The sequence below is a fragment of the Pseudomonas sp. R62 genome, from assembly GCF_000257605.1.
Classification (GTDB): Bacteria; Pseudomonadota; Gammaproteobacteria; order Pseudomonadales; family Pseudomonadaceae; genus Aquipseudomonas; species Aquipseudomonas atacamensis.
In genome coordinates, this window is sequence record NZ_JH635999.1 from 336,694 (window position 1) to 359,061 (window position 22,368).

At 61.3% G+C, this 22,368-nt stretch carries 15 protein-coding genes and 1 pseudogene; 12 read left to right on the plus strand and 4 right to left on the minus strand.

Annotation, left to right across the window (positions count from 1 at the left end; all coding sequences use genetic code 11):
• Positions 1-860 (plus strand): annotated as a pseudogene (locus OQK_RS31505) (PvdJ/PvdD/PvdP-like protein); the annotation flags it as partial.
• A 642-nt stretch (positions 861-1,502) separates the two neighbouring features.
• Here OQK_RS31505 and OQK_RS19780 read toward each other — a convergent pair.
• The 3 genes from OQK_RS19780 to OQK_RS19790 are packed head-to-tail and all read right to left on the minus strand — an operon-like array spanning position 1,503 to position 6,039.
• On the minus strand, positions 1,503-2,897 hold the full coding sequence (locus OQK_RS19780; protein WP_016773901.1) for an efflux transporter outer membrane subunit: 1,395 nt from the start codon (positions 2,895-2,897) through the stop codon (positions 1,503-1,505).
• 7 nt (positions 2,898-2,904) lie between these two features.
• The gene (locus OQK_RS19785; protein WP_016773902.1) at positions 2,905-4,875 is read right to left on the minus strand and encodes a MacB family efflux pump subunit; all 1,971 of its coding nucleotides are present in this window, start codon (positions 4,873-4,875) and stop codon (positions 2,905-2,907) included.
• Positions 4,876-6,039, minus strand: a complete 1,164-nt coding sequence (locus OQK_RS19790) for an efflux RND transporter periplasmic adaptor subunit (protein WP_016773903.1) — start codon at positions 6,037-6,039, stop codon at positions 4,876-4,878.
• A gap of 280 nt (positions 6,040-6,319) precedes the next feature.
• Between OQK_RS19790 and OQK_RS19795 the strand changes: the two genes are divergently transcribed.
• From OQK_RS19795 to OQK_RS19840, 10 genes are all read left to right on the plus strand, one after another.
• Positions 6,320-6,802, plus strand: a complete 483-nt coding sequence (locus OQK_RS19795) for a sigma-70 family RNA polymerase sigma factor (RefSeq protein WP_016773904.1) — start codon at positions 6,320-6,322, stop codon at positions 6,800-6,802.
• A 133-nt stretch (positions 6,803-6,935) separates the two neighbouring features.
• Positions 6,936-8,273 carry a lysine N(6)-hydroxylase/L-ornithine N(5)-oxygenase family protein gene (locus OQK_RS19800; RefSeq protein WP_016773905.1) on the plus strand — a complete coding sequence of 446 codons (1,338 nt, stop codon included), beginning with the start codon at positions 6,936-6,938 and terminating at the stop codon, positions 8,271-8,273.
• A gap of 675 nt (positions 8,274-8,948) precedes the next feature.
• Positions 8,949-11,648: a magnesium-translocating P-type ATPase gene (gene mgtA, locus OQK_RS19805; protein ID WP_016773906.1), complete on the plus strand. Its 2,700-nt coding sequence runs from the start codon at positions 8,949-8,951 to the stop codon at positions 11,646-11,648.
• A 205-nt stretch (positions 11,649-11,853) separates the two neighbouring features.
• Positions 11,854-12,288, plus strand: a complete 435-nt coding sequence (locus OQK_RS19810) for a hypothetical protein (RefSeq protein ID WP_016773907.1) — start codon at positions 11,854-11,856, stop codon at positions 12,286-12,288.
• A 125-nt stretch (positions 12,289-12,413) separates the two neighbouring features.
• Positions 12,414-13,046 (plus strand): response regulator transcription factor, encoded by a 633-nt coding sequence (locus OQK_RS19815; protein ID WP_016773908.1) that lies wholly within the window; start codon positions 12,414-12,416, stop codon positions 13,044-13,046.
• Between the two features lie 10 nt (positions 13,047-13,056).
• A complete protein-coding gene (locus OQK_RS19820) occupies positions 13,057-16,263 on the plus strand; it encodes a transporter substrate-binding domain-containing protein (RefSeq protein WP_016773909.1) in 3,207 nt (1,068 codons plus the stop codon).
• Positions 16,264-16,421: 158 nt separating this feature from the next.
• Positions 16,422-17,288, plus strand: a complete 867-nt coding sequence (locus OQK_RS19825; RefSeq protein ID WP_016773910.1) for a pirin family protein — start codon at positions 16,422-16,424, stop codon at positions 17,286-17,288.
• Between the two features lie 326 nt (positions 17,289-17,614).
• Entirely contained in the window at positions 17,615-19,057 is a 1,443-nt protein-coding gene (locus OQK_RS19830) for a mechanosensitive ion channel family protein (RefSeq protein ID WP_016773911.1), read from the plus strand.
• Between the two features lie 83 nt (positions 19,058-19,140).
• Positions 19,141-19,935, plus strand: a complete 795-nt coding sequence (gene xth / locus OQK_RS19835; protein WP_016773912.1) for an exodeoxyribonuclease III — start codon at positions 19,141-19,143, stop codon at positions 19,933-19,935.
• Between the two features lie 100 nt (positions 19,936-20,035).
• Positions 20,036-20,881: an arylamine N-acetyltransferase family protein gene (locus OQK_RS19840; RefSeq protein ID WP_016773913.1), complete on the plus strand. Its 846-nt coding sequence runs from the start codon at positions 20,036-20,038 to the stop codon at positions 20,879-20,881.
• Here the strand turns inward: OQK_RS19840 and OQK_RS19845 are convergent.
• The gene (locus OQK_RS19845; RefSeq protein WP_016773914.1) at positions 20,878-21,213 is read right to left on the minus strand and encodes a BrnA antitoxin family protein; all 336 of its coding nucleotides are present in this window, start codon (positions 21,211-21,213) and stop codon (positions 20,878-20,880) included. The two genes, OQK_RS19840 and OQK_RS19845, sit on opposite strands and share 4 nt — an antisense overlap.
• A 298-nt stretch (positions 21,214-21,511) precedes the next feature.
• Between OQK_RS19845 and OQK_RS19850 the strand changes: the two genes are divergently transcribed.
• Positions 21,512-22,368, plus strand: an 857-nt coding sequence (locus OQK_RS19850) for a solute carrier family 23 protein (protein ID WP_038861988.1), incomplete at its 3' end; no start/stop codon positions are given.

A 22,368-nucleotide genomic window follows, 5' to 3' on the forward strand; every position in this document is an offset into this window, starting at 1 on the left:
GCAAGGATCGCAATGGCTCGGGCGTGGATTTTTTCTTTATGCATCGGCACATGCTAGGCATCGCCCGTTCGATGCAGGATTTGCCTTCCTGGCCGGCGTTCCCGCAGCCGCAGCCTGAGCTGGAACGTGACCGCCAGGGCTTCGCCCGCTATTTCGACAATCACGACGGCAATTCGCTGCCGCCGACCTGGCTGGCCGAGGGCGATGACGAGTACACCAAATGGGTCAGCGACATCAAAGCGGCGGAGACCTTCCAGAGCAATTTCCTGGTTTGGGAATCGCAGTACCGTGACCCGCGATACTTATCGAAATTGACCCTTGGCCAGTTCGGTTCGGAAGTCGAACTGGGCCTGCACGACTGGCTGCACATGCGCTGGGCCTCGGTGGCGCGTGATCCGTCCAACGACATTCCGGTGCCGATGGCGCGCGATCAGGCGGACTTCGCCGCGCGCTGGTATGCGCCGGAAAACGACTTCCTCGGCGATCCGTTTTCCTCCCATGTGAACCCGGTGTTCTGGCGCTTTCATGGCTGGATCGATGATCGCCTGGAAGACTGGTTCCGCGCCCATGAACGTTTTCATCCGGGCGAAGTGAGCCGTCTGGAAGTCAACGGCGTGCCATGGTTTGCACCGGGGCGTTGGGTGGAAGTCGCCGACCCCTGGCTCGGCCCCGACACCCACGGCTGCAGCACCGTGCCCGGCCTGCAAGCTGGGCGATCCGTGGAGATGGACCCGGAAACCATGAAACTGGCGCTGCGTATCACTTTTGGCGACGAAGACAACATGACCGAACTGTTCCGCAAAGTGCCACAGCGCCCCTGGTATGCGCGGCACCTGAAGGTCAAGGGCCGACAGCTCTAGATTGGTTCAACACACACTCTGAATTGGTCGCAATCTTTTGTAGGAGCGAGCCTGCTCGCGATGGCGTCGTGTCAATCAGCTGCTATGCCGGTTGACCCACCGCCTTCGCGAGCAGGCTCACTCCTACAGGGGTATTTATGGTGGCGTACATATCCATCGCTGCGGTAACGACTACCTAAGGTTTCGCCCTTACGGCGACTCACTTTTTTTACAAACGCCTAAAAAAAGTAAGCAAAAAAACGCTTGCTCCTGCGTTCGGCCCTCGCAGGCTCGGGTTCCTTCGCTGCGGGATCGATCCGGGCGCAGCGGCTACGGTTTGCTTCGCTGCACCTCCTTCCGCTGTGTCTGGCTGCGCCAGACGGTCGCTGCGCTCCCACACCCGGATCAATCCCTCCGCTCAGCCTTCCGACGTCGCCGGTGGATCAAGATCAAAAGCAGGCGAGCTGACACTCGGCCCAGAGGTGAGCGCGGAGACTGTAGGAGCTGCCGAAGGCTGCGATCTTTTGACCTTGCACTTACTCTTGTAGGAGCGAGCCTGCTCGCGATAGCTATCTCAAAGATACGAATGAACAGCAGATTTACCCTGATCCCTGTGGGAGCTGGCTTGCCAGCGAAGGCGTCAGTCCATTCGACGCATCTCTGTCAGATCGCCTCCCAGCCGCCCCCCAACGCTTTGTACAAGGCAATGCTCGCCTGCAACCGCGACAGGCGCAGTTGCACGTTGAGGTCTTGCGCCGCATACAGCGTGCGCTGGGTTTGCAGGACGGTGAGCAGGTCTTCGGCGCCGGCTTGGTAGCGGCTCTGGGCGATGTCGAAGGCGGTTTGTGCCTGGTTCAGTTCTTCGCTTTGCCATTGCCGTTGTTCGTCGAGGCCACGAATGCTGCTGAGGGCTTTTTCGACGTCGGCGAAGCCGTTGGTGATTGCCCCGCGATAGGTCTCCAGCAATTCGTCCTGCCGCGCCTTGGCCTTGTCGCGTTCGGCGCTGAGGCGGCCGTTGTTGAAGATCGGCGCGGTCAGCCCCGAGGACAGGTTGTAGAACGTCGTGCGCAGCAGGTCGGCGGCAAGGTCGGCGCCGCTGCCGAGGCTGGCGGTCAGGGTGATTTTCGGCAGCATCGCGGCGCGGGCGACGGTGACATCAGCCTGGGCTGCCGCAAGCTTGGCCTCGGCGCTGGCAATGTCCGGACGCCGACTGAGCAAGTCGCTCGGCACGCCGCTGGCGATGTCCGGCCAGTGCAATTGGGCGAAGGATTGCGTGGGCAACGGCAACGCTTGCACCGGTTGGCCGAGCAGGGCGGCGAGGCTGATCAGTGCTTCGCGGGCCTGTTGTTGCACCAGCGGCAGGCGACGCTGTTGTTCGGCCACCAGGCTTTTCTGCTGGGCCAGCTCCAGCGCGGTGGCGCTGCCGGCGTCGAAGCGGGTCTGCACCAGATGCAGCACGTTTTGCGCATTGGCCAGATTGAGTTCGGCAATGCGCGCCTGCTCACGCAAGGCCAGGGCCTGGGTGTAACTGTTGGCGACGCCGCTGAGCAAGGTCAGCTCGACGGTGGCGCGGTCGAACTCGCTGGCCTGCACGCCGAACACCGCACTGTCGCGGGCGGCACGCTTACCGCCCCAGAAATCGACTTCGTAGCTGGCGCTGAGCTCGGCATCGTAATAGTCCAGCGAACGATTCTCCGGGCTGACATCCAGTTGGCTGTAGCCCTTGCCGTGAATCAGTTTCTGCCGGTTGGCATTCAGCCCGGCCTTGAGCTCGGGCAGCAGCGGGGCGCCGGCGATGGTTGCGCTGGCCTCGGCCTGTCTGACTCGCGCCACGGCGGCGGCGAGGTCGTAGCTGCCCAGCCGTGCCTGTTCCACCAGCCGCTCCAGTTCGGGGCTGCCGAATTGCGTCCACCATTGCCGATTGCTCTGCAGCGCGCCGGGGGTGTCGGCGGACTGCCACGCGCTCGGTGGCTGCACGCCGCTGTCCAGGCGCGGCGCCGGGCTGCTGCAGGCCGCCAGCAACAGGCTGGCGGCGAGGAAGGTCAGTCGCACTTTCATAGGTCGATCATTCACTGGTAAGGGCCGTGACCGGGTCAAGCCGGGCAGCTTTGCGGGCCGGCATAAAGCCGAAAATGACACCGGTGACCAGCGCACAGGCGAACGCACCGATCACCGCCAGCCCTTGAAAGGCGATCGCCACGCCGCTGAGCAACAACACGCCGCCGACCAGCAGCGCCAGGCCGATTCCGGCGATTCCGCCGACCACCGAGAGCATCAGCGCTTCAGTGAGAAACTGACGGAGGATGTCGCGCTGACGGGCGCCGGTGGCCATGCGAATACCGATCTCGCGGGTGCGTTCGCGTACGGTCATGAGCATGATGTTCATCACGCCGATACCGCCGACCAGCAGGGAAATCGCCGCAATAGCCCCCAGCATCAGCGACAGCGTGCCTTGCGTGCGCGCTTCGGCCTGGATCATCGCGGCATTGTTGGTCAGCTCGAAATCCTTCTTGCCGTGGTGCCGACGCAACATCGCCTGTTCGATAACCTGTTCGGCGTCCTTGACCTTGCGCGCGTCCTTGGCGGCAATCACCACGTATTGCGGATTGCGGCTGCCGAACAGGCGCGTGCTCGCCGCCGAATAAGGCACGGCGATGCGGTTGTCGCTATCGGAGTCGCCGGAGCTGGCGCCTTTTTCCGCAAGCACGCCGAGGATCTGGAACGGCACGTTCTCGATGAGGATGTATTGACCGATGGGGTCGGCGACATCCTTGAGCAATTTGTCGCGGACCTTGGTGCCGATCACCGCGACGGCGGCGGCGCTGTCCTCGTCGGCCTGGGTGAAGTAGCTGCCCTGAATCACCGGCCAGTTGAAAATCTGCGGAAAGTTGGTGTCATTGCCGCCGACGTAACTGCTGTGGTCAGCATTGCCAAAGCGCACCCCAGCGGTCGAGCCGTTGACCGGCATGATCCGTTCCACCTGGGGCAGGGCGGACAGTTCGGCAACGTCGTCGAGGGTGATGATGCCCTCCGGCGTGCGGGGGTTCGGCGCCGAGCCGCTGAGGTAAATGATGTTCGAGCCGAACGCACCCATTTGCGCCATGACCTGACGCTTGCTGCCTTCGCCGACGGCGAGCATGACCACCACCGAGGCCACGCCAATGACGATGCCCAGCAGGGTCAGCGCGGTGCGAAAGCGGTTGATCCACATCACTCGCCACGCCGCTTGTACAGCGTCGAGCAGTTCACCTTTCCAGGCGCCGGTCTGGTTGCTGCCGCTGCTCAGGCGCTGGCGCAGGTCGACCGCTTGCAACGCCCCGGGATTGGCCGCAGGCGGCGCGCACGCGTGCTCGGCGCTGTCACTGATGATCAGGCCGTCACGGATTTCGATGATGCGTTTGGCCCGTTGCGCCACTTCGCGGTCGTGGGTGATGAGGATCACCACATGGCCTTGATCGGCGAGTTCGTCGAGCAGGGTCATGACCTCGGCGCCGCTGTGGCTGTCGAGGGCGCCGGTCGGCTCGTCGGCGAGGATGATGTGGCCGCCGTTCATCAGCGCACGGGCGATCGACACCCGCTGTTGCTGACCGCCGGAAAGCTGATGCGGACGGTTGCCGGTGCGAGTGCCGAGGCCGAGACGTTCCAGCAGCGCGTGAGCTCGGGCATGCCGCTCGGCGGCCGGGGTGCCGGCATAGATCGCTGGCATCTCGACGTTTTCCTGCGCCGAGCCGGAGGGAATCAGGTGGTAGCCCTGAAAGACAAACCCGAAGGCTTCGCGGCGCAGCCAGGCCAGTTCATCGCTGTCCAGCTGCGCGACATTTTCCCCGGCGAACAGATACTCTCCGCTGGTGGGACGGTCGAGGCAACCGAGGATGTTCATCAGCGTCGATTTGCCCGAACCGGAGGCGCCGACGATGGCAACGAACTCGCCGGCGTGGATCGACAGATCGATCCCGCGCAGCACTTCCACCAGTGGGCTGTCATCACCGCCGTAGGCTTTGAGGATCTGCCGCAGGTCGATCAGGGGCGTGTGCATTCAGCCTCCATGACCAGTGGCCGGCGCGCTGAGAACATGCTCGCCCTCGGCCAGACCTTCGAGCACCTGGGTGCGCAGGCGATCGCTGATGCCGGTGCGTACCTCGCGTGCCTGAATTTCACCGTTGGCAGCGACGATCTGCGCTCGCTGCCACTGCGGACGCGAGCCCGGTTGCAGGGCAGCAGTCGGCACGGTCAGGGTGTCTTGCGCCTGTTCGGCGACGAAGAATACCTGGGCGGTCATGTCGGTCATCAGGCTGTGATCGGCGTTGTCGACGTCGAGCAGCACGGTATAAAGAACCACGCGTTCGCTGCCGCTGCGACCACTGGTAGGGCTGCCGCCCTGATTCTGTTCAAGCGGACGCGGCGGCACCGGCAGGATCTGCCGCACGGTGCTGCTCCAGCGCCGAGTGCCGCCGCTGAGGGTGGTGAAGTAGGCGCTCATGCCGGGTTTGACGTGGCCGATGTCGGCCTCCGAAACTTCGGCCCACACCGTCATCGGCGACAGCCGGGCGATGCGCAGGATCAGCGGGGTCTGTTGTTGCGCGTTGAGGGTCTGGCCTTCGCGCGCACCGACGGCGACCACGGTGCCGCTCATCGGCGCATAGATGCGCGTGTAACCGAGTTCCGCCTCGTCACTGCGCAGGCTGGCCTGGGCCTGACGAATCTGCGCCTGGAACATGTCGATGCGCGCCTGGGTTGCGCGGACCTCGGCGCGCGCGGTCTGCACGTCTTCTTCGCGGGTGGCGCCACCGGCGGCGAGTTTCTGCTGGCGCTGGTATTTCTGCTGCGCCAGATCGTGCTGGGCACGTTGCTCCTGCAACTGCGCCTTGAGGTTTTCGATGGAAAAGCGCCCGGCATCGAGCTTGGCTTTCTGTGTCGACGGGTCGATTTCCACCAGCAACTGGCCTTCCTTGACCGTATCGCCGGCCTCGACGTGAATCTTCTGAATCTGCCCCGAAGCCTGTGCGCCGACATCCACATAGCGGCGCGGCTGCAAGGTGCCGAGCGCTGTCACGCTGTTTTCGATATCGCCGCGGCTGACCTGCACAGTGGCAACGGCGTTGCGACCGGGTGGCAAGACTTGCCAGGCAGCGACGGCGATCACGGGAATCAGACAGAGGGCGACAAACAGCGCGCGACGGGCGGGGCGGGGACGATTCATGCAGGGTTCCGGCCAGTGGTTGCGGCCCGTCGCAAGGCACGACAGACACAGGGGCTGTCCTGTAAACGAGGCATGGGCGACGGAATTTAGCCGCAGACACATCGAGTTACCGCACGCCGGGCCACGACTATTTGTCCGGGATATGGAATCAACTCTTTAAATCTATATGAGAATTACTATAAATTACGCACCTCAAGTTGCCACTATCTTGCTACTGCGTGATTCGCAGGTCTGATCAGTGCGCTCAAGGACAGAAACGGCATCGATGCGGTCGGGAGTCATGTTGGAAAACTACTATCGTGAGCTGGTGTGTTTCCTCAACGCCAGACTGGGCAACCGTCAGGTCGCCGAGGATGTGGTGCATGACGCCTATGTACGCGTGCTGGAGCGCTCCAGCGAGGTGCCGATCGAACAACCCCGGGCCTTCCTTTATCGCACCGCGCTGAACCTGGTTATCGATGATCACCGCCGCAACGCGCTGCGCCAGGTCGAATCGCTGGACGTGCTGGATAACGAAGAGCGCTATTTCACTCCCTCGCCTCACGGCACCCTTGATCACGGACAGCGCCTGGAAATGCTTCAGCGCGCACTGGCCGAGCTGCCGCCGCTGTGCCGCGACAGTTTTCTGCTGCGCAAGATCGAAGGAATGTCCCATCCGGAAATCGCCCAGACCCTCGGCATCTCCCGGGCACTGGTGGAAAAACACATCGTCAACGCCATGAAGCATTGCCGCCTGCGCATCCAGCAATGGGATGGCCAGTGATCCGCGCCGGTTAAATTTCCTTTCATCGTCCTCGTTCCTACTCAACAGACGACCTGCTGACCTGATTCAGGCCGGTCAGGCCACCCAGGCTTTATTTCCCCGCGTTGAGGGGTTCATCCAGAGGACACTGGAAATGACACAGGCAATTGCATCGCCCATCGTTCACGACCTGATCGGCGTCGGTTTCGGCCCTTCGAACCTGGCACTGGCCATCGCTCTGCAGGAGCGCGGCCGGATCCAGGGCGAACTGGATGTGCTGTTCCTCGACAAGCAGGCCACTTACAGCTGGCACGGCAACACCTTGTCGACGCAGAGCGAGTTGCAGATTTCCTTCCTCAAGGACCTGGTGACCCTGCGCAATCCGACCAGCCCTTACTCGTTCGTCAACTACCTCAAGCACCACGGGCGTCTGGTCGACTTCATCAACCTCGGCACCTTTTATCCATGCCGCATGGAGTACAACGACTACCTGCGCTGGGTGGCCGGGCAGTTCACCGCGCAGAGCCGTTATGGCGAAGAAGTGCAGTTCATCGAACCGGTATTGCACAACCAGCAGGTCGAAGCCTTGCGGGTGATTTCCCGGGGCAGCGACGGCCAGCAATTCGTGCGTACCACGCGTTCGGTGGTGGTCAGCGCTGGCGGCACACCGCGCATTCCGGAGGCGTTCAAAGCATTGAAGGGCGATCACCGGGTATTCCACCATTCGCAATACCTGTCGCAAATGGCCAGGCAGCCGTGTGTGAACAACCAACCGATGAGCATCGCCATCATCGGCGGCGGGCAGAGCGCGGCGGAAGCCTTTATCGACCTGAATGATTCGTTCCCGTCGGTGCAGGTCGACATGATCCTGCGTGGTTCGGCGTTGAAGCCTGCGGATGATAGCCCGTTCGTCAACGAAGTGTTCTCGCCGGAGTTCACCGATCTGGTGTTCCAGCAGAACAGCGTCGAGCGCGAGCGTCTGGTCAACGAGTACCACAACACCAACTATTCGGTGGTCGACATCGACCTGATCGAACGCATCTACGGCATCTTCTACCGGCAGAAGGTTTCCGGGATTGCCCGCCATGCGTTCCGCACCCTGACCACCGTCGAGAGCGCCACTGCCACGGCAAACGGCATCGAACTGGCCGTGCGCAACAACGCCACCGGCGAAGTCACGGTGCGAATCTATGACGCCGTGGTGCTGGCCACCGGTTACGAGCGGCAGATGCACCGCAAGTTGCTCGCGCCGCTGGAGGAGTACCTCGGTGAGTTCGAGGTCGATCGCAACTACAAACTGATCACCGACGAGCGCTGCAAGGCCGGCATTTATATGCAGGGCTTCTGCCAGGCCAGCCATGGCCTGAGCGATACGCTGCTGTCGGTGCTGCCGATTCGCGCCGACGAAATCGCCGGCTCGCTGTACGAGCATGGCAAACAGCGCGGGCACAGCCGCTCGGTGGCGGAGCTGTTGTTGGCGACTGCCAGCTGAATCTGCATTGCCTGACATATCGACTTCGCGAGCAGGCTCGCTCCCACAATGGTCCTGTGAACACAGGCCAGAATGTGGGAGCGAGCCTCCTCGCGAAGGGGCCATGGAAAGCCCCACATATGATCGTTCCCACGCTCTGCGTGGGAATGCAGCCCGGGACGCTTCGCGTCCCTTTCAGAAGCCGAACGCGGAGCGTCCGATGAGGCGTTCCTACGCTGAGCGTAGGAACGATCGCGGGGAAATTCTGAACCCTTCCTGAACACCCCCCACATTCCCCGAAAACACCTCTTCCAGCCGTTTCGCTGCGGGCGTAAGCTGCCCGCGTTTTCATCAATTGCGGAGACCCACAGTGGGTACTTGTTCGAGTGACAGTTGTCGGCCGGTCTCGATCACCGGCAGATTCTCGGCAAGATAACGCGCAGCCTTTCCCTGCCGTTGTCTCGCCGTAACAGCGAGCAGCGGCATCCCGTGCACGACCCGTTCCGGATCGTGTCTCGACGTCCTTCTCATCGACGCTGAACCAAGCGTGCTGACGACCTCAATCGTCAGCGCCGCCTATCGACACGCCTGTCATTCCCGACGGGCGCGCCACGCCTTGCCGCGCCGGTTTTCCCGGTGCCAGGGCGCGGCGGTACCTGCTCGACGGTTTCCCGGCTGACCACAGAGGACACAGCCATGAAACTCACGCTCAAGGAATTTTTCGCAGGCTTTCTGCGCAGCCGTCACATCGCCCGGCACTTCCGTCGCCTCGCGTTGCTGGATTCGATCAATGACACCACGGTCAGCCGTGAAGTGCCGCCGACGCTGGCCAGTACGCTGGTCGCTGCCGCCCATGAAGACAGCGCTGCGTTGCTGTCATCGCTGGGCACGCACGGCGAGGGGCTCACCGAGGTCGAGGCCGATGCACTGCGCGCGCAACATGGCCTCAACGAGGTCGAGCACGAGCAACCGCTGCCGTGGTGGACCCATCTGTGGCACTGCTACAAAAACCCGTTCAACCTGCTGCTGACTCTGCTCGCGGTGATCTCTTGGCTGACCGAAGACCTCAAGGCCGCCGTGGTGATTTTCTCCATGGTGGTGCTCTCGACGCTGCTGCGCTTCTGGCAGGAGAGTAAATCCAATCAGGCCGCCGATGCGCTCAAAGCCATGGTCAGCAATACCGCCACGGTGCTGCGCCGGGATGCGCCACGGCGGGAGCTGCCGATCAAGCAACTGGTGCCCGGCGATCTCATCGTGCTCTCGGCCGGCGACATGATTCCCGCCGATTGCCGCGTGCTCAGCGCCAAGGACTTGTTCGTCAGCCAGGCAGCGATGACCGGTGAATCGATGCCGGTGGAGAAATTCACCCGGCAGACCGATCACGACACGCGTAACCCGCTCGAGCTGGACAACGTTCTGTTCATGGGCACCAACGTCGTCTCCGGCAGCGCGATTGCACTGATTCTCACCACCGGCAACAGCACCTACTTCGGTGCGCTGGCGCAACGGGTCGGCGCGACGGACCGCGCGGTGACCTCGTTTCAGCAGGGCGTCAACAAGGTCAGCTGGCTTCTGATCCGCTTCATGTTCGTCATGGCGCCGCTGGTGCTGTTCATCAACGGTTTCACCAAAGGCGACTGGAGCGAAGCGCTGCTCTTCGCGCTGTCGATTGCGGTCGGCCTGACCCCGGAAATGCTGCCGATGATCGTCACCTCGACCCTGGCAAAAGGCGCCGTGTTTCTGTCGCGCAAAAAGGTCATCGTCAAACGCCTCGACGCGATCCAGAACTTCGGCGCCATGGACGTGCTGTGCACCGACAAGACCGGCACCCTGACTCAGGACAAGATCTTTCTGGCGCGTAATGTCGACGTCTGGGGTGAGGATTCTGACGCTGTGCTGGAACTGGCCTACCTCAACAGCTACTACCAGACCGGCCTGAAAAACCTGCTGGATGTCGCCGTGCTCGAACACGTGGAAGTCCATCGCGAACTCAAGGTCGGCAGCGTGTTTCGCAAGGTCGATGAGATCCCCTTCGATTTCAATCGCCGGCGCATGTCGGTGGTGGTGGAGGGCCGCGGTCAGCCCCATCAACTGATCTGCAAAGGCGCGGTGGAAGAAGTGCTGGCGGTGTGCAGCCGGGTGCGTCACGGCGAAGTTGATGAGGCTTTGAGCGATGAATTGCTGGCGCGGATTCGTCAGGTCACCGCAGCCTTCAACGCTGAAGGTCTGCGCGTGGTGGCGGTCGCGGCTCGCTCAATGGCAGAAGGGCGCGAGATTTACAGCCTGGCTGATGAGCAGGGACTGACGCTGATCGGTTACGTGGCGTTCCTCGATCCACCGAAGGAAAGCACCGCGCCAGCGCTCAAGGCCTTGGCCGAGCATGGCGTGGCGGTCAAGGTGCTGACCGGTGACAACGAACTGGTGACGGCGAAAATCTGCCGTGAGGTAGGCCTCGCCCAACAGGGTTTGCTGCTGGGCAATGACATTGAGCGCATGAGTGATGCTGACCTGGCCATGGCGGTCGAGACGACCAACGTCTTCGCCAGGCTCACGCCGGCGCACAAAGAGCGCATCGTCGGCATTCTCAAGGGCAACGGCCATGTGGTCGGATTCATGGGCGACGGTATCAACGACGCGCCGGCGCTGCGCAGCGCCGACATCGGCATTTCCGTGGACAGCGCGGTGGACATCGCCAAGGAAGCGGCGGACATCATTCTCTTGGAAAAAAGCCTGATGGTGCTGGAGGAGGGCGTGCTCGAAGGGCGGCGCACCTTCGCCAACATGCTCAAGTACATCAAGATGACTGCCAGCTCCAACTTCGGCAATGTGTTCTCGGTGCTGGTTGCCAGCGCGTTCATCCCGTTCCTGCCGATGCTGCCGATGCACCTGTTGGTGCAGAACCTGCTCTACGATATTTCGCAGATCGCCATTCCGTTCGATAACGTCGACGACGAGATGCTGAAACAGCCGCAGCGCTGGCAGCCGGCTGACGTCGGGCGCTTCATGCTGTTTTTCGGCCCGATCAGTTCGATCTTCGATATCACGACGTTCGCCTTGATGTGGTACGTGTTCGACGCCAACACCCCGGATCACCAAACGCTGTTCCAGTCCGGCTGGTTCGTGGTCGGTCTGCTGACACAGACGCTGATCGTGCACATGATCCGCACGCCGAAGATCCCGTTCCTGCAAAGCCGCGCGGCCATGCCGCTGCTGGTGATGACCGGGGTCATCATGGCGGTCGGCATCTTCCTGCCAATGGGGCCGCTGGCGCATTACTTCAAATTGCAGGCGCTGCCGTCGCTGTATTTCGTGTTTCTGCCGGTGATTCTGCTGGCGTACATGGCGCTGACCCAAGCCGTTAAAGGCTTCTACATCCGCCGGTTCGGCTGGCAATAACCGCCATGGAATGCTTTCCCCTGTGGGAGCGAGCCTGCTCGCGTTAGTCAATAAATTTCTGACAGGTATACCGCCTTCGCGAGCAGGGGATATTGGTGCGTCAGGGCCGCCGGATGAATGACCAAATTTTTAGGAAAAGTCCTACAGAGCTATCGCCGACGCTTGCGTAGTCTTGCCCTCCCCAAACCTCACCGGGAGAATGACCATGAGCAACAAAGCGTTGCGCATCCTGATCGCCGACCCGCAGCATTTTCATCGCATGAAAATCGAGCGCCTGTTCAACGCGCTCGGCTACTACCGCGTCGCCCCGGTGCAGACTCTCGGCGAACTGTTGACCCTGGTCGACTATGGCTGCGAGCCGTTCGATGTGCTGGTGATCAATGCCGAACTGGCGGCAGGCTCTCTCGATCTGCTGGGCTTTCTGCTCGATAACCCACAGGTTCGCCATGCTCTGATCTACAACGAACCGTCGGCACCTTTGCAGGCGGCTGCCGGGTTTGCTCAGGAAAACGCGCAGATCAGCCCGACGCCATTGCCCAATTCACAGCTCATCGGGCAGGTAATGGCGAGAGTCGAAACTTGCGACGAACCCCAGGCAGCGCCTGACGCCCACGCATCGTTGCGCCATGCCAATGCATAAAAAAACACTCTGCACAACTGTCAGACCTGACAGGTGATTCTCTTGCCCATCCATGTAACAGTGCCGGCGCAGCCACCGACTCCGGGACAGACTGTTGCGGTGTCTTCGATTTTGCAGGAGTCCCAATGAAGTCAGCGCTGATCGTCGATGACCATCCAGTCGTGCGCGCGGCCATTCGGATCGTTCTGCAGGCTCAAGGCTTCACGCAGATTCATGAAGCGTCCAATGGCAATGAAGTCGTGCCGTTGATCTGCGCGCATGATCCGCACCTGGTTGTGCTCGATCTGGGGCTGGGATCGATGGACGGTCTGGAAGTGCTGACGCGAATCCAGATCAAGGCGCCAACGGCGCGTTGCCGGGTGCTGGTGTTCAGCATGCATGAGCCCACGCATTACCAGGAGCGCTGTCTGCGCGCCGGCGCACGGGGCTACGTGACCAAGAGCAATCAACTGACTCTGCTGCACGAAGCCATCAAGGCATTGATGTCCGGCCACACTTATTTCTCCGCATTGCCCAATACCAGCGGTCTGTACAACGCCGTGCAACGCACGGAAAAGGAGCTGATCGCGCAGCTGTCCGATCGAGAGTTATGCATTTTCGTGAATCTGGCGCTGGGCAAACCGAACAAGGCCATCGCTTTGGAAATGCACCTGAGTCACAAAACCGTCAGCACCTACAAGACCCGCATGATGGCGAAACTTGGCCTGGGTTCGCTGGTGCTTCTGCGTGAGTTCGCCAAGCGCAATCACTTGATCTGAGTACCCCGACATGATGCAGGGACTGCGGGTTTTATTGCTGTGGCTGGGGCTTGTTGCCTCGGTCGGGGCGAATGACCAGCCGCAGACGCTGGAGGTGCTGGCGCGCCTCGAACCGGGAAGTATCCAGGTGCGCCTCGATGATCGGGAGCGCCAGTGGCTGCGTGAGCATCCAGTCTTGCGCATGGGCATCTCCGGCCCGGATTACCCGCCCTTCGAAATCACCCGCAATCAGCATGAGCTGGAAGGGCTGACGGCGGATTACGCCGACCTGCTGGCGCAACTGCTCGGCATCAGGATCGAAGTGCGGCGTTTCGCCGATCGTCCCGCACTGATGGCCGCACTCAAGCGCGCTGACGTCGAACTCCTGGGCACCTCGAACAGTTTCGAAGCGGCGGATCCGGCCTTTGTTCTATCGCGGCCGTATGCTGAAGATCAGCCGATGCTGGTGACGCGTCATGACGAGAAACTGCCTGCTGACCTTGCAGGCAAACGCATCGCCATGGTCGAGGATTACCTGCCACTGGCCCATGTTCAGGCGTTCTACCCCGGCGCCCACGTACAGCTTTATGCTTCGGCCATGGATGCACTCGGCGCGGTCGCCTTCGGTGCCGACGACGTGTACCTGGGCGACTTCATCAGCGCCAACTACCTGATCAACACCAATTATCGCAACGACCTGCAACTGGCCGGGCCGTCGGGGCTTGATGCCAATCCGTTCGCCTTTGCGTTGTTGCGCAGCGATGTGGTGCTCAAACGCATCGTCGACAAGGCCTTGCTGGCCGTGCCCATGGAGCGTCGCCATCTGATCGAACAGCGCTGGAGCGTCGGCCTCGCCGAGATGGCCGAACAGTCGCGGGTACAGCTCAGCGCCGCCGAGCAGCAGTGGCTGGATCAGCACCCGGTGGTGCGGGTCGGCGCTGTCGAAGACTTCGCGCCGTTGGCGTTTTTCGATGCTGATGGACGCTTCAACGGGCTGGCAGCGCAGTTGCTGAGCCTGATTGCGCAGCGCAGCGGGCTGAATTTCGAGATCGTGCGTGGCACCTCGCTGAACGACCAGTTCGAACAACTTCAGGCCGGCGCACTCGATATTTTGCCCGTGGTGACGCCGAGCACCGAGCGGGAAGCGCAGCTGCAATTCACCCGCGCCTATCTGAACAATCCGTTCGTGCTAGTCAGCGCAGCGAACGGACCACATCCATTGCCGCTCGACGAACTGGCGGGCAAACGCCTGGCGATCTATCGCGGCCACCCGTTGCGCGAATACCTCTTGCAACGGGTTCCCGGCCTGCGTCTGGTCGAAGTCAAAAGCCCCGCCGAAGGCATGGCGCTGATTGCCCGTGGACAGGTCGACGTGACGGTAAGCTCGTTGCTGGTGGCGCGTTTTCTGATCGCCCGCCAATACCGCGACCGCCTGCGTATTACCGGCACCGTAGGCGATCAGCCGGCGCGCATCGCTTTGGCCACGGCGCCGCAGTCGGCGCTGCTGCACTCGATCCTGAACAAGGCGTTGCTGAGCATCGCGCCGCAGCAAATGGATGAACTGGTCGAGCGCTGGAGCCACGATGTGGTGGTGGAGGACAGCTATTGGTCGCGCCATCGCCGCGAAATTCTGCTTGGTTTTGCCGGCGCCGCAGGCTTGCTGCTGCTGGCCTTGATCTGGATCGGCTGGCAGCGTCGGCAGATCCATCAGCGCCAGCAATGGTTGTTGCAACTGCAACAGGCCAAGGACGCAGCGGATGAGGCCAATCGGGCCAAAAGCACTTTCCTGGCGACCATGAGCCACGAGATCCGCACACCGATGAACGCCTTGATCGGCATGCTCGAACTGGCGCTCAAGCGCGCAGAGGAGGGCGTGACTGATCGACTGGCAATTCAGGTGGCGTCGAATGCCGGCCAGCAATTATTGGCGTTGATTGGCGACATTCTCGACATCGCTCGTATCGAGTCGGGGCATTTGTCCCTTTCGCCCGAGCGGGCCAATTTACGCGAGACGGTGTTATCGGTATGCCGAGTGTTCGAAGGGCTGGCGCGGCAGAAACGGCTCTTGTGGCGCATCGAACTTGATCCGCGCGCCGACGTGGATGTGCTGATTGATCCGACGCGCTTCAAACAGGTGCTGTCGAACCTGTTGAGCAATGCGATCAAATTCACCGAGGCGGGCGAGGTGAGTTTGCGCTTGCAGGTCATCGCCATGACCGACGCTGAAGTGGACTTGCTGTTGCGCATCGAAGACAACGGCATCGGCATCAGCGGCGAAGATCAAAAGCGCCTGTTCAGCCCGTTCGTTCAAGCGAGCAATAGCCTTCAAGCGGCGCGCAGCGGTTCCGGCCTGGGGCTGGTGATCAGCCGTAACCTCTGCGAAATGATGGGCGGCACGCTGGGTCTCGATAGTGATCTCGGGCAAGGCACGCGAGTGGAAATGAATCTGTCCTTGCCGCTGTTGACAGCTGTGACGACCACACTGGCAACGCCCGAGGCGGCAGCCGCTACCTGTGTATTAAGCGTGTTGGTGGTGGACGATCACCCGGTCAACCGCTTGCTGATGTGCTGGCAATTGAGCGAACTGGGGCATCGCACGGTAGATGTGGGCGATGGCGAACAGGGGCTGGACCGCTGGCGAACCCAGGCCTTCGATGTGGTGATTACCGACTGCAACATGCCGCGACGCAATGGCTATGAGCTGGCACAGGCGATTCGCAACGAAGAAGCCGCCGGCGGCCGCGCACCCTGTCTGATCCTCGGTTTTACGGCCAATGCGCAGGTCGAAGAGCGTTTGCGTTGTCTGGACGCTGGCATGGACGGTTGCCTGTTCAAACCGATTCGTTTGCATGATCTGGCTGAAGCCCTGAAAGGCGCTCAGCGTTGCGAGCGCCACGAAGATGAACCGCCAAGTGCCGAGCCCGTCGAGATTGATCTGAGTGCCCTGGAGCAGATGGCCGGTGCCGATCACTCGTTGATCGAGCGTTTGCGCAAGGAAGTCGGCAATAGCTTGCGCGACGATCTGCAAGCTTTGGATCAGACCCACGTCGGCGACCGCAACGGCCTGCGTGAGCTGGCCCATCGCATCAGGGGCGGTGCGCAAATGGTTGGGGCTGCGCGGGTTGTTGCGGCGTGTGCAGATCTGGACACGGCGTGCCGAGACAGTGACAGCGCTGTCATCGACCGCGCCATCGACAGGTTGCGCGAAGCCATGCACGGCCTCGCACGTTGCCTCTGAACCATTGCAGATTCCTGTGGGAGCGAGCCTGCTCGCGAAATGCGCGCCGCTGACTCAATTGTTCTGCATATGGAACACTCAAGCCGATTTCCACCCTCTAGTCGAATATTCGATATGCCTTTAGGCTTAATCCAATGCATTCACCCATTGGAGACCCCATGAAAAACATCATCGGCATTTACACCAGCCCGCGCGGCCATTGGGTCGGCGATGGTTTCCCGGTGCGCACGCTGTTTTCCTACGACAACCTGGGCAAGCACATCAGCCCGTTTCTGCTGCTCGATCACGCCGGTCCCGCCGAATTCACCCCGACCGCTGAACAGCGTGGCGTCGGCCAGCACCCGCACCGTGGTTTCGAAACCGTGACCATCGTTTACGACGGCGAAGTGCAGCACCGCGATTCCACCGGCAGTGGCGGCACCATCGGCCCGGGTGATGTGCAGTGGATGACCGCAGCGTCGGGCATCCTCCATGAGGAATTCCACTCGGAAAACTTCGCCCGAACCGGCGGCAAGCTGGAAATGGTCCAGCTGTGGGTCAACCTGCCGGCCAAGGACAAAATGGCCGCGCCGGGTTACCAGACCATTCTCGACCGCGACATTCCGAGCATCGCGCTCAAGGACCACGCCGGCAGCCTGCGTCTGATCGCCGGCGAATTCGATGGGCACACCGGACCTTCGCGGACTTTTACGCCAATCGACGTGTGGGATCTGCGCCTCAATGCCGGCAAGTTGCTGACGCTTGATCTGCACGAAGGACGCAACACCGCACTGGTGGTGTTGAAAGGTTCGGTGCTGGTCAACGGTGCGGAATCGGTTGGGGTAGGGCAGTTGGCGCTGTTCGAACGCGACGGTGATCGACTCACCCTCCAGGCCAGCGAAGACGCGGTGGTGTTGCTGCTCAGTGGCGAGCCGATCGACGAACCGATCGTTGGCCACGGCCCGTTCGTGATGAACACCGAGCAGGAAATCCATCAGGCCTTTGCCGACTTCCAGTCCGGGCGCTTTGGCCAGATGCACGCCTGACCCCGAGCTTTACCGCCAACTGAAACTTCCCTGTGGGAGCGAGCCTGCTCGCGAATGCTCTGATTCGGTCGAAGAAGTAGTGACTGACATGACGCCTTCGCGAGCAGGCTCGCTCCCACAGGTTGTTCAGCGTCTGATCGTTCCCACGCTCTGCGTGGGAATGCAGCCGGGGACGCTCCGCGTCCCACTGCCTCAAGATCGCAGCCTTCGTCAGCTCAGGGTTTTGCAGTGTTTGTAAGCCGGTGCTCATCCACCGAAATCAATTGCTCCTACACTGTGCCAATCTGTGCGATCTTCTCGCGATTGGCCTTTGTCGGAGTTGTTTGATGCTGTCTCTGCTGACCGAACACCCGTTGTTTAGCGCGTTGATCCTGATCCTGCTCGATCTTGGCCTGTGGCGGCTGATCAGCTCTCGCGGCAGCGAATGGAAGCTGTTGGTGCGGGTGCTGATTTTCGCCTTGTTCAGCATTGTGCTGTTCAACGAAGGCCTCAACCCGATGGAGCCGGCGCCGTGGGCCGACAACGTGCCGCTGCATCTGGCGGCGACCGGGTTGCAGATCGGCTGGTGGCTGTTTGGTGCGCGCACCCTGACGGTGTTGATCGGCGCGGTGATGATGCAGCGGGTCGGCCATACCGGCCGGCTGTTGCAGGACTTGCTCGGCGCGGTGATTTTCCTCATCGCGATCATTGCGGCGCTGGCGTACGTGCTCGATCTGCCGGTCAAAGGCGTGCTGGCGACGTCCGGCGCGTTGGCGATCATCGTCGGCTTGGCCTTGCAGAGCACCTTGAGCGACGTGTTCTCCGGCATCGTCCTCAACACCACCAAGCCCTATCAACTCGATGACTGGATCTCCATCGACGGCACCGAGGGCCGCGTCACCGACATCGACTGGCGCGCCACGCGTCTGCAAACCAGTCAGGGCAGCATGGCCGTGATTCCCAACTCGCTGGCGGCGAAAGCCAAAATCATCAACTTCAGCCGACCGAGCAATATGTTCGGCGTTTCCGTCAGCGTGCCCGTCAGCCCCCATGCCCGGCCCAGCTCAGTGATCGAGGCGTTGGAGCGGGCGATGCAAGGCTGCCGGCAATTGCTCGACACACCGGCGCCGAGCGTGTCGTTGAAGAGTTCTGCCAGCGGCGGCGCGGAATACGAAATCAGCGGGTTTGTCGCCTCGATGGGCGAGAAGCGCGTGGTGCGCAATCAGTTGTTCGACCTCGCTTACCGGCATTTGCAGGCGTCCGGGATCAACCTGCTGTCCAGCAACGAGAGCAGCGCCGCACCGCAGTTGTCGCGGCCACGGGCGCTGCTGGAAAGCTCACCGATCTTCTCGACTCTGCGTGAAGAAGAAAAAGACACCTTCAGCCAGAACATGACCCTGCAAACTTTCCGCGCCGGCGAAACGATTCTCGCGGGCGGCGAGGTCAGCGATCATTTGTTCATCATTGAGTCCGGCGTGGTTTCGGTGACGCTCAAGCGCCATGGTGCACCCCTGGAATCCGGGCGCATGGGGCCGGGTGAGGTGATCGGCGAGGCCGGGATTCTTTCCGACACCGCCTTGCCGGCGGATTTTTCCGCGAAGACTTTCTGCGCCCTGTATCGCATCGAGAAGTCCTACCTGAAACCGTGCCTGGATGCGCGCCATGACATCCACGATGCGATGCAGGCATTGCTCGATTTCCGTCTGCACAAGGCGCAGTCGCTGACCGAGGACGCGCCCGTGGTCGCGCCGAAAAGAGGCTTTCTGCAATGGCTGCGTAATCGCGTCTGAGCTGTCGTATTGTCATTCGATGCAACCTGCGCGGCGTTCTCAGGGTCACAATTTGCAATCCCACCGGGCAGGAGTTGCAGACGATGAAAAACCTGCGAATCGCCACCTTCAACGTCAACGGCATGCGCGCGCGGCTGCCGAATCTGCTGGAATGGCTCAAGCGCGAGCAGCCGGACATCGTCTGCCTGCAAGAGCTCAAGTCAGTGGACAGCGCATTTCCCGCCGCCGAACTGGAGGCCGCCGGTTACGGCGCGATCTGGCAGGGCCAGGCGTCATGGAATGGCGTGGCGATTCTGGCGCGTGATGCGCAGCCGTTGGAGAGTCGACGCGGTTTGCCCGGCGATGCCGATGACACCCACAGCCGCTATATCGAAGCGGCGGTGCACGGTGTGCTGGTCGGTTGCCTGTATCTGCCCAATGGCAACCCGCAGCCGGGGCCGAAATTCGATTACAAACTGGCCTGGTTCGAGCGTCTGATCAATTACGCCAAAGACCTGCAAAGCAGCGATCACCCGGTGGTCCTGGCCGGTGACTTCAATGTCGTGCCCACCGACATGGACATCTACAACACCCGTTCCTGGCTCAAGGACGCCTTGTTGCAACCTGAAAGCCGCGAGTGCTACCAGCGGTTGCTGGATCAGGGCTGGACCGATTCCCTGCGCCACGTGTATCCCGAAGAGCGCCTCTACACCTTCTGGGATTACTTCCGCAATCATTGGCGAACCAACTCCGGCCTGCGCATCGACCACCTGCTGCTCAACCCGGCATTGAGCCCGTATCTGCACGACGCCGGTGTTGACGCCTGGGTGCGCAACGAACCGCACGCCAGCGACCATGCGCCGACGTGGATTCGCATCGCTTCGCGGAAAAAGCGCTGAACGGGCGATTGGCGAAATCAATTGTCGAAAGCCGTGCCTGATCCCGTATACAGGGCAACATCCACGCAGTGTTCTGCGGCCCATGCATAAGGATCGAGCAATGAGTGCGCCACGGCTGACCAATACCAATCTGTACCTGCAACGTCTGGGTTTCGATGCGCCGCCGCCGCCGCCGCCGCCGCCGACACTGGATACGTTGCGCCAGTTGCAACTGCGCCACACCGCTCGGTTTGTTTTCGAAAATCTGGCGACGATCAGTGGAGAGCCGGTGTTGATCGACTTGGTCTCCATCGAAGACAAGGTGTTGCAGCAGGGGCGGGGCGGCTACTGCTATGAGCTCAATCATTTGTTCTATGCGCTGCTGCTTGAATTGGGCTTCGACGCGCGGGCGATCAGCGGGCGCGTGGTGATGAATCAGCCGGAAGGCAGCTGGACGGCGCGAACCCATCGTTTGAGTCTGGTGACCATCGACGAAGTGCGTTACATCACCGACGTTGGCTTCGGCGGCATGGTGCCCACGGCGCCGCTGCTGCTCGACAGTGAACATGAGCAACCCACCCCGCACGAACCCTACCGCATCGACAAGCAGAGCGATGGCTACCTGCTGCGCGCCAAGGTTGCAGGCGAATGGCGGCCGATGTACCTGTTCGATCTGCAACGCCAGGAGGACATCGATTACACCGTTGGCAACTGGTACGTCTCCACCCATCCCGAGTCACCTTTTGCCCAGCGCCTGATGGTCGCGCGTACCGGCGCTGGCTGGCGCAAAACCCTGAACAACGGCAGTTTTGCCATTCATCACATGGGCGCGGACAGTGAGCGGCGCGAGGTGGCGGACGTCGACGAGCTGATGAAATTGCTGCGGCGCGAGTTCGACCTTCAGGTGCCTGATTCACCGCGTGTGCGACAAGCGCTGGCTCGGGTCATCGCGCCAGCCTCCATCTAAGGCTTTACATCAGGCTCCAATACGCGACGGATTTCGCCGATGGCCGCTGACAGCTTTCGCTCGAGACTCTTGAGATCGGTGGCGGTGATCCCTTTCTTGAATTGCCCCGTCAGACCTGAATCGTCAGCGCTTCCCTGCTGGCGTGGGCCATCAAGCAGAGCATGGCGCAGGGTGTTGTTGATCACAGTCTGGTAGCCAAAGCCCTCGGTTTCCGCGGCGGTACGCGCCGCTTCGATCACCGCGTCATCAAGCATGATAGTGATGCGGGTCTTGCCCTTGCTCGGCGCTACTGCGCCGCGTTTACCTGCGGAAAAGTCGTATTCGTCTTTCATCGTTCAAGCCTCCTTAACTCCCGTCGTAATTGAATCACTGATTTATTATGCATACTTTATATGTATAAAAAACAGCGCGACTGCACCGTCGGTCGCCGTGAACACTTCAGCCTAGTGGGCACTGGCGCGGACGCAGCGGGGATGTGTTGCCGGATTTGTTAGGGCAAGAAGCGCAGGCTAGAAGGTTGGATGGCTACCTAACCATTATGTGACTGATAAGTTGTATACAACTCTATGGACATTTGTCCTGAGTATTGAATACAGTGTGCGCATAACAAAAACCAGGGAACCCCCCACCATGAAAACGCCCCATGTTTCACACCAACGGCCCGAGGACGAAAACCTCGGGGTCGGCGCGAATATGGCTTACGGCCTGCAACATGTTCTGACCATGTACGGCGGTATCGTTGCGGTGCCACTGATCATTGGCCAGGCGGCCGGTCTGTCGCCGGCGGACATTGGTCTGTTGATTGCTGCTTCATTGTTTGCGGGGGGGCTGGCGACGTTGCTGCAAACCCTGGGTCTGCCGTTTTTTGGCTGTCAGCTGCCGCTGGTCCAGGGCGTATCGTTCTCCGGCGTGGCGACCATGGTTGCGATCGTCAGCAGCGGCGGGGAGGGCGGTTTCCAATCGGTGCTGGGTGCGGTGATTGCCGCCTCGTTGATCGGCTTGCTGATCACGCCGGTGTTTTCACGCATCACCAAGTTCTTTCCGCCGCTGGTCACCGGCATTGTGATCACCACCATCGGCCTGACGCTGATGCCGGTGGCCGCACGCTGGGCGATGGGCGGCAACAGCCACGCGCCGGACTTCGGCAGCATGCAGAACATCGGTCTGGCGGCGGTCACGCTGGTGCTGGTGTTGCTGCTGAGCAAGGTTGGCAGCGCGACCATTTCTCGGCTGTCGATTCTGCTGGCCATGGTCATCGGCACGGTGCTGGCGGTGTTCCTTGGCATGGCGGATTTCTCCAGTGTGACCACCGGCCCCATGTTCGGCTTCCCGACACCGTTCCACTTCGGCATGCCGACCTTCCATTTCGCTGCGATCCTGTCGATGTGCATTGTGGTCATGGTGACGCTGGTGGAAACCTCGGCGGACATCCTCGCCGTGGGCGAGATCATTGACACCAAGGTAGATTCCAAACGCTTGGGCAACGG

What these genes read in the sequence shown, in the direction of transcription:
- OQK_RS19780 (WP_016773901.1), bottom strand. Translation starts at nt 2,897, where the DNA reads ATGAAAGTGCGACTGACCTTCCTCGCCGCCAGCCTGTTGCTGGCGGCC.
- OQK_RS19785 (WP_016773902.1), bottom strand. Translation starts at nt 4,875, where the DNA reads ATGCACACGCCCCTGATCGACCTGCGGCAGATCCTCAAAGCCTACGGC.
- OQK_RS19790 (WP_016773903.1), bottom strand. Translation starts at nt 6,039, where the DNA reads ATGAATCGTCCCCGCCCCGCCCGTCGCGCGCTGTTTGTCGCCCTCTGT.
- OQK_RS19795 (WP_016773904.1), top strand. Translation starts at nt 6,320, where the DNA reads ATGTTGGAAAACTACTATCGTGAGCTGGTGTGTTTCCTCAACGCCAGA.
- OQK_RS19800 (WP_016773905.1), top strand. Translation starts at nt 6,936, where the DNA reads ATGACACAGGCAATTGCATCGCCCATCGTTCACGACCTGATCGGCGTC.
- mgtA (WP_016773906.1), top strand. Translation starts at nt 8,949, where the DNA reads ATGAAACTCACGCTCAAGGAATTTTTCGCAGGCTTTCTGCGCAGCCGT.
- OQK_RS19810 (WP_016773907.1), top strand. Translation starts at nt 11,854, where the DNA reads ATGAGCAACAAAGCGTTGCGCATCCTGATCGCCGACCCGCAGCATTTT.
- OQK_RS19815 (WP_016773908.1), top strand. Translation starts at nt 12,414, where the DNA reads ATGAAGTCAGCGCTGATCGTCGATGACCATCCAGTCGTGCGCGCGGCC.
- OQK_RS19820 (WP_016773909.1), top strand. Translation starts at nt 13,057, where the DNA reads ATGATGCAGGGACTGCGGGTTTTATTGCTGTGGCTGGGGCTTGTTGCC.
- OQK_RS19825 (WP_016773910.1), top strand. Translation starts at nt 16,422, where the DNA reads ATGAAAAACATCATCGGCATTTACACCAGCCCGCGCGGCCATTGGGTC.
- OQK_RS19830 (WP_016773911.1), top strand. Translation starts at nt 17,615, where the DNA reads ATGCTGTCTCTGCTGACCGAACACCCGTTGTTTAGCGCGTTGATCCTG.
- xth (WP_016773912.1), top strand. Translation starts at nt 19,141, where the DNA reads ATGAAAAACCTGCGAATCGCCACCTTCAACGTCAACGGCATGCGCGCG.
- OQK_RS19840 (WP_016773913.1), top strand. Translation starts at nt 20,036, where the DNA reads ATGAGTGCGCCACGGCTGACCAATACCAATCTGTACCTGCAACGTCTG.
- OQK_RS19845 (WP_016773914.1), bottom strand. Translation starts at nt 21,213, where the DNA reads ATGAAAGACGAATACGACTTTTCCGCAGGTAAACGCGGCGCAGTAGCG.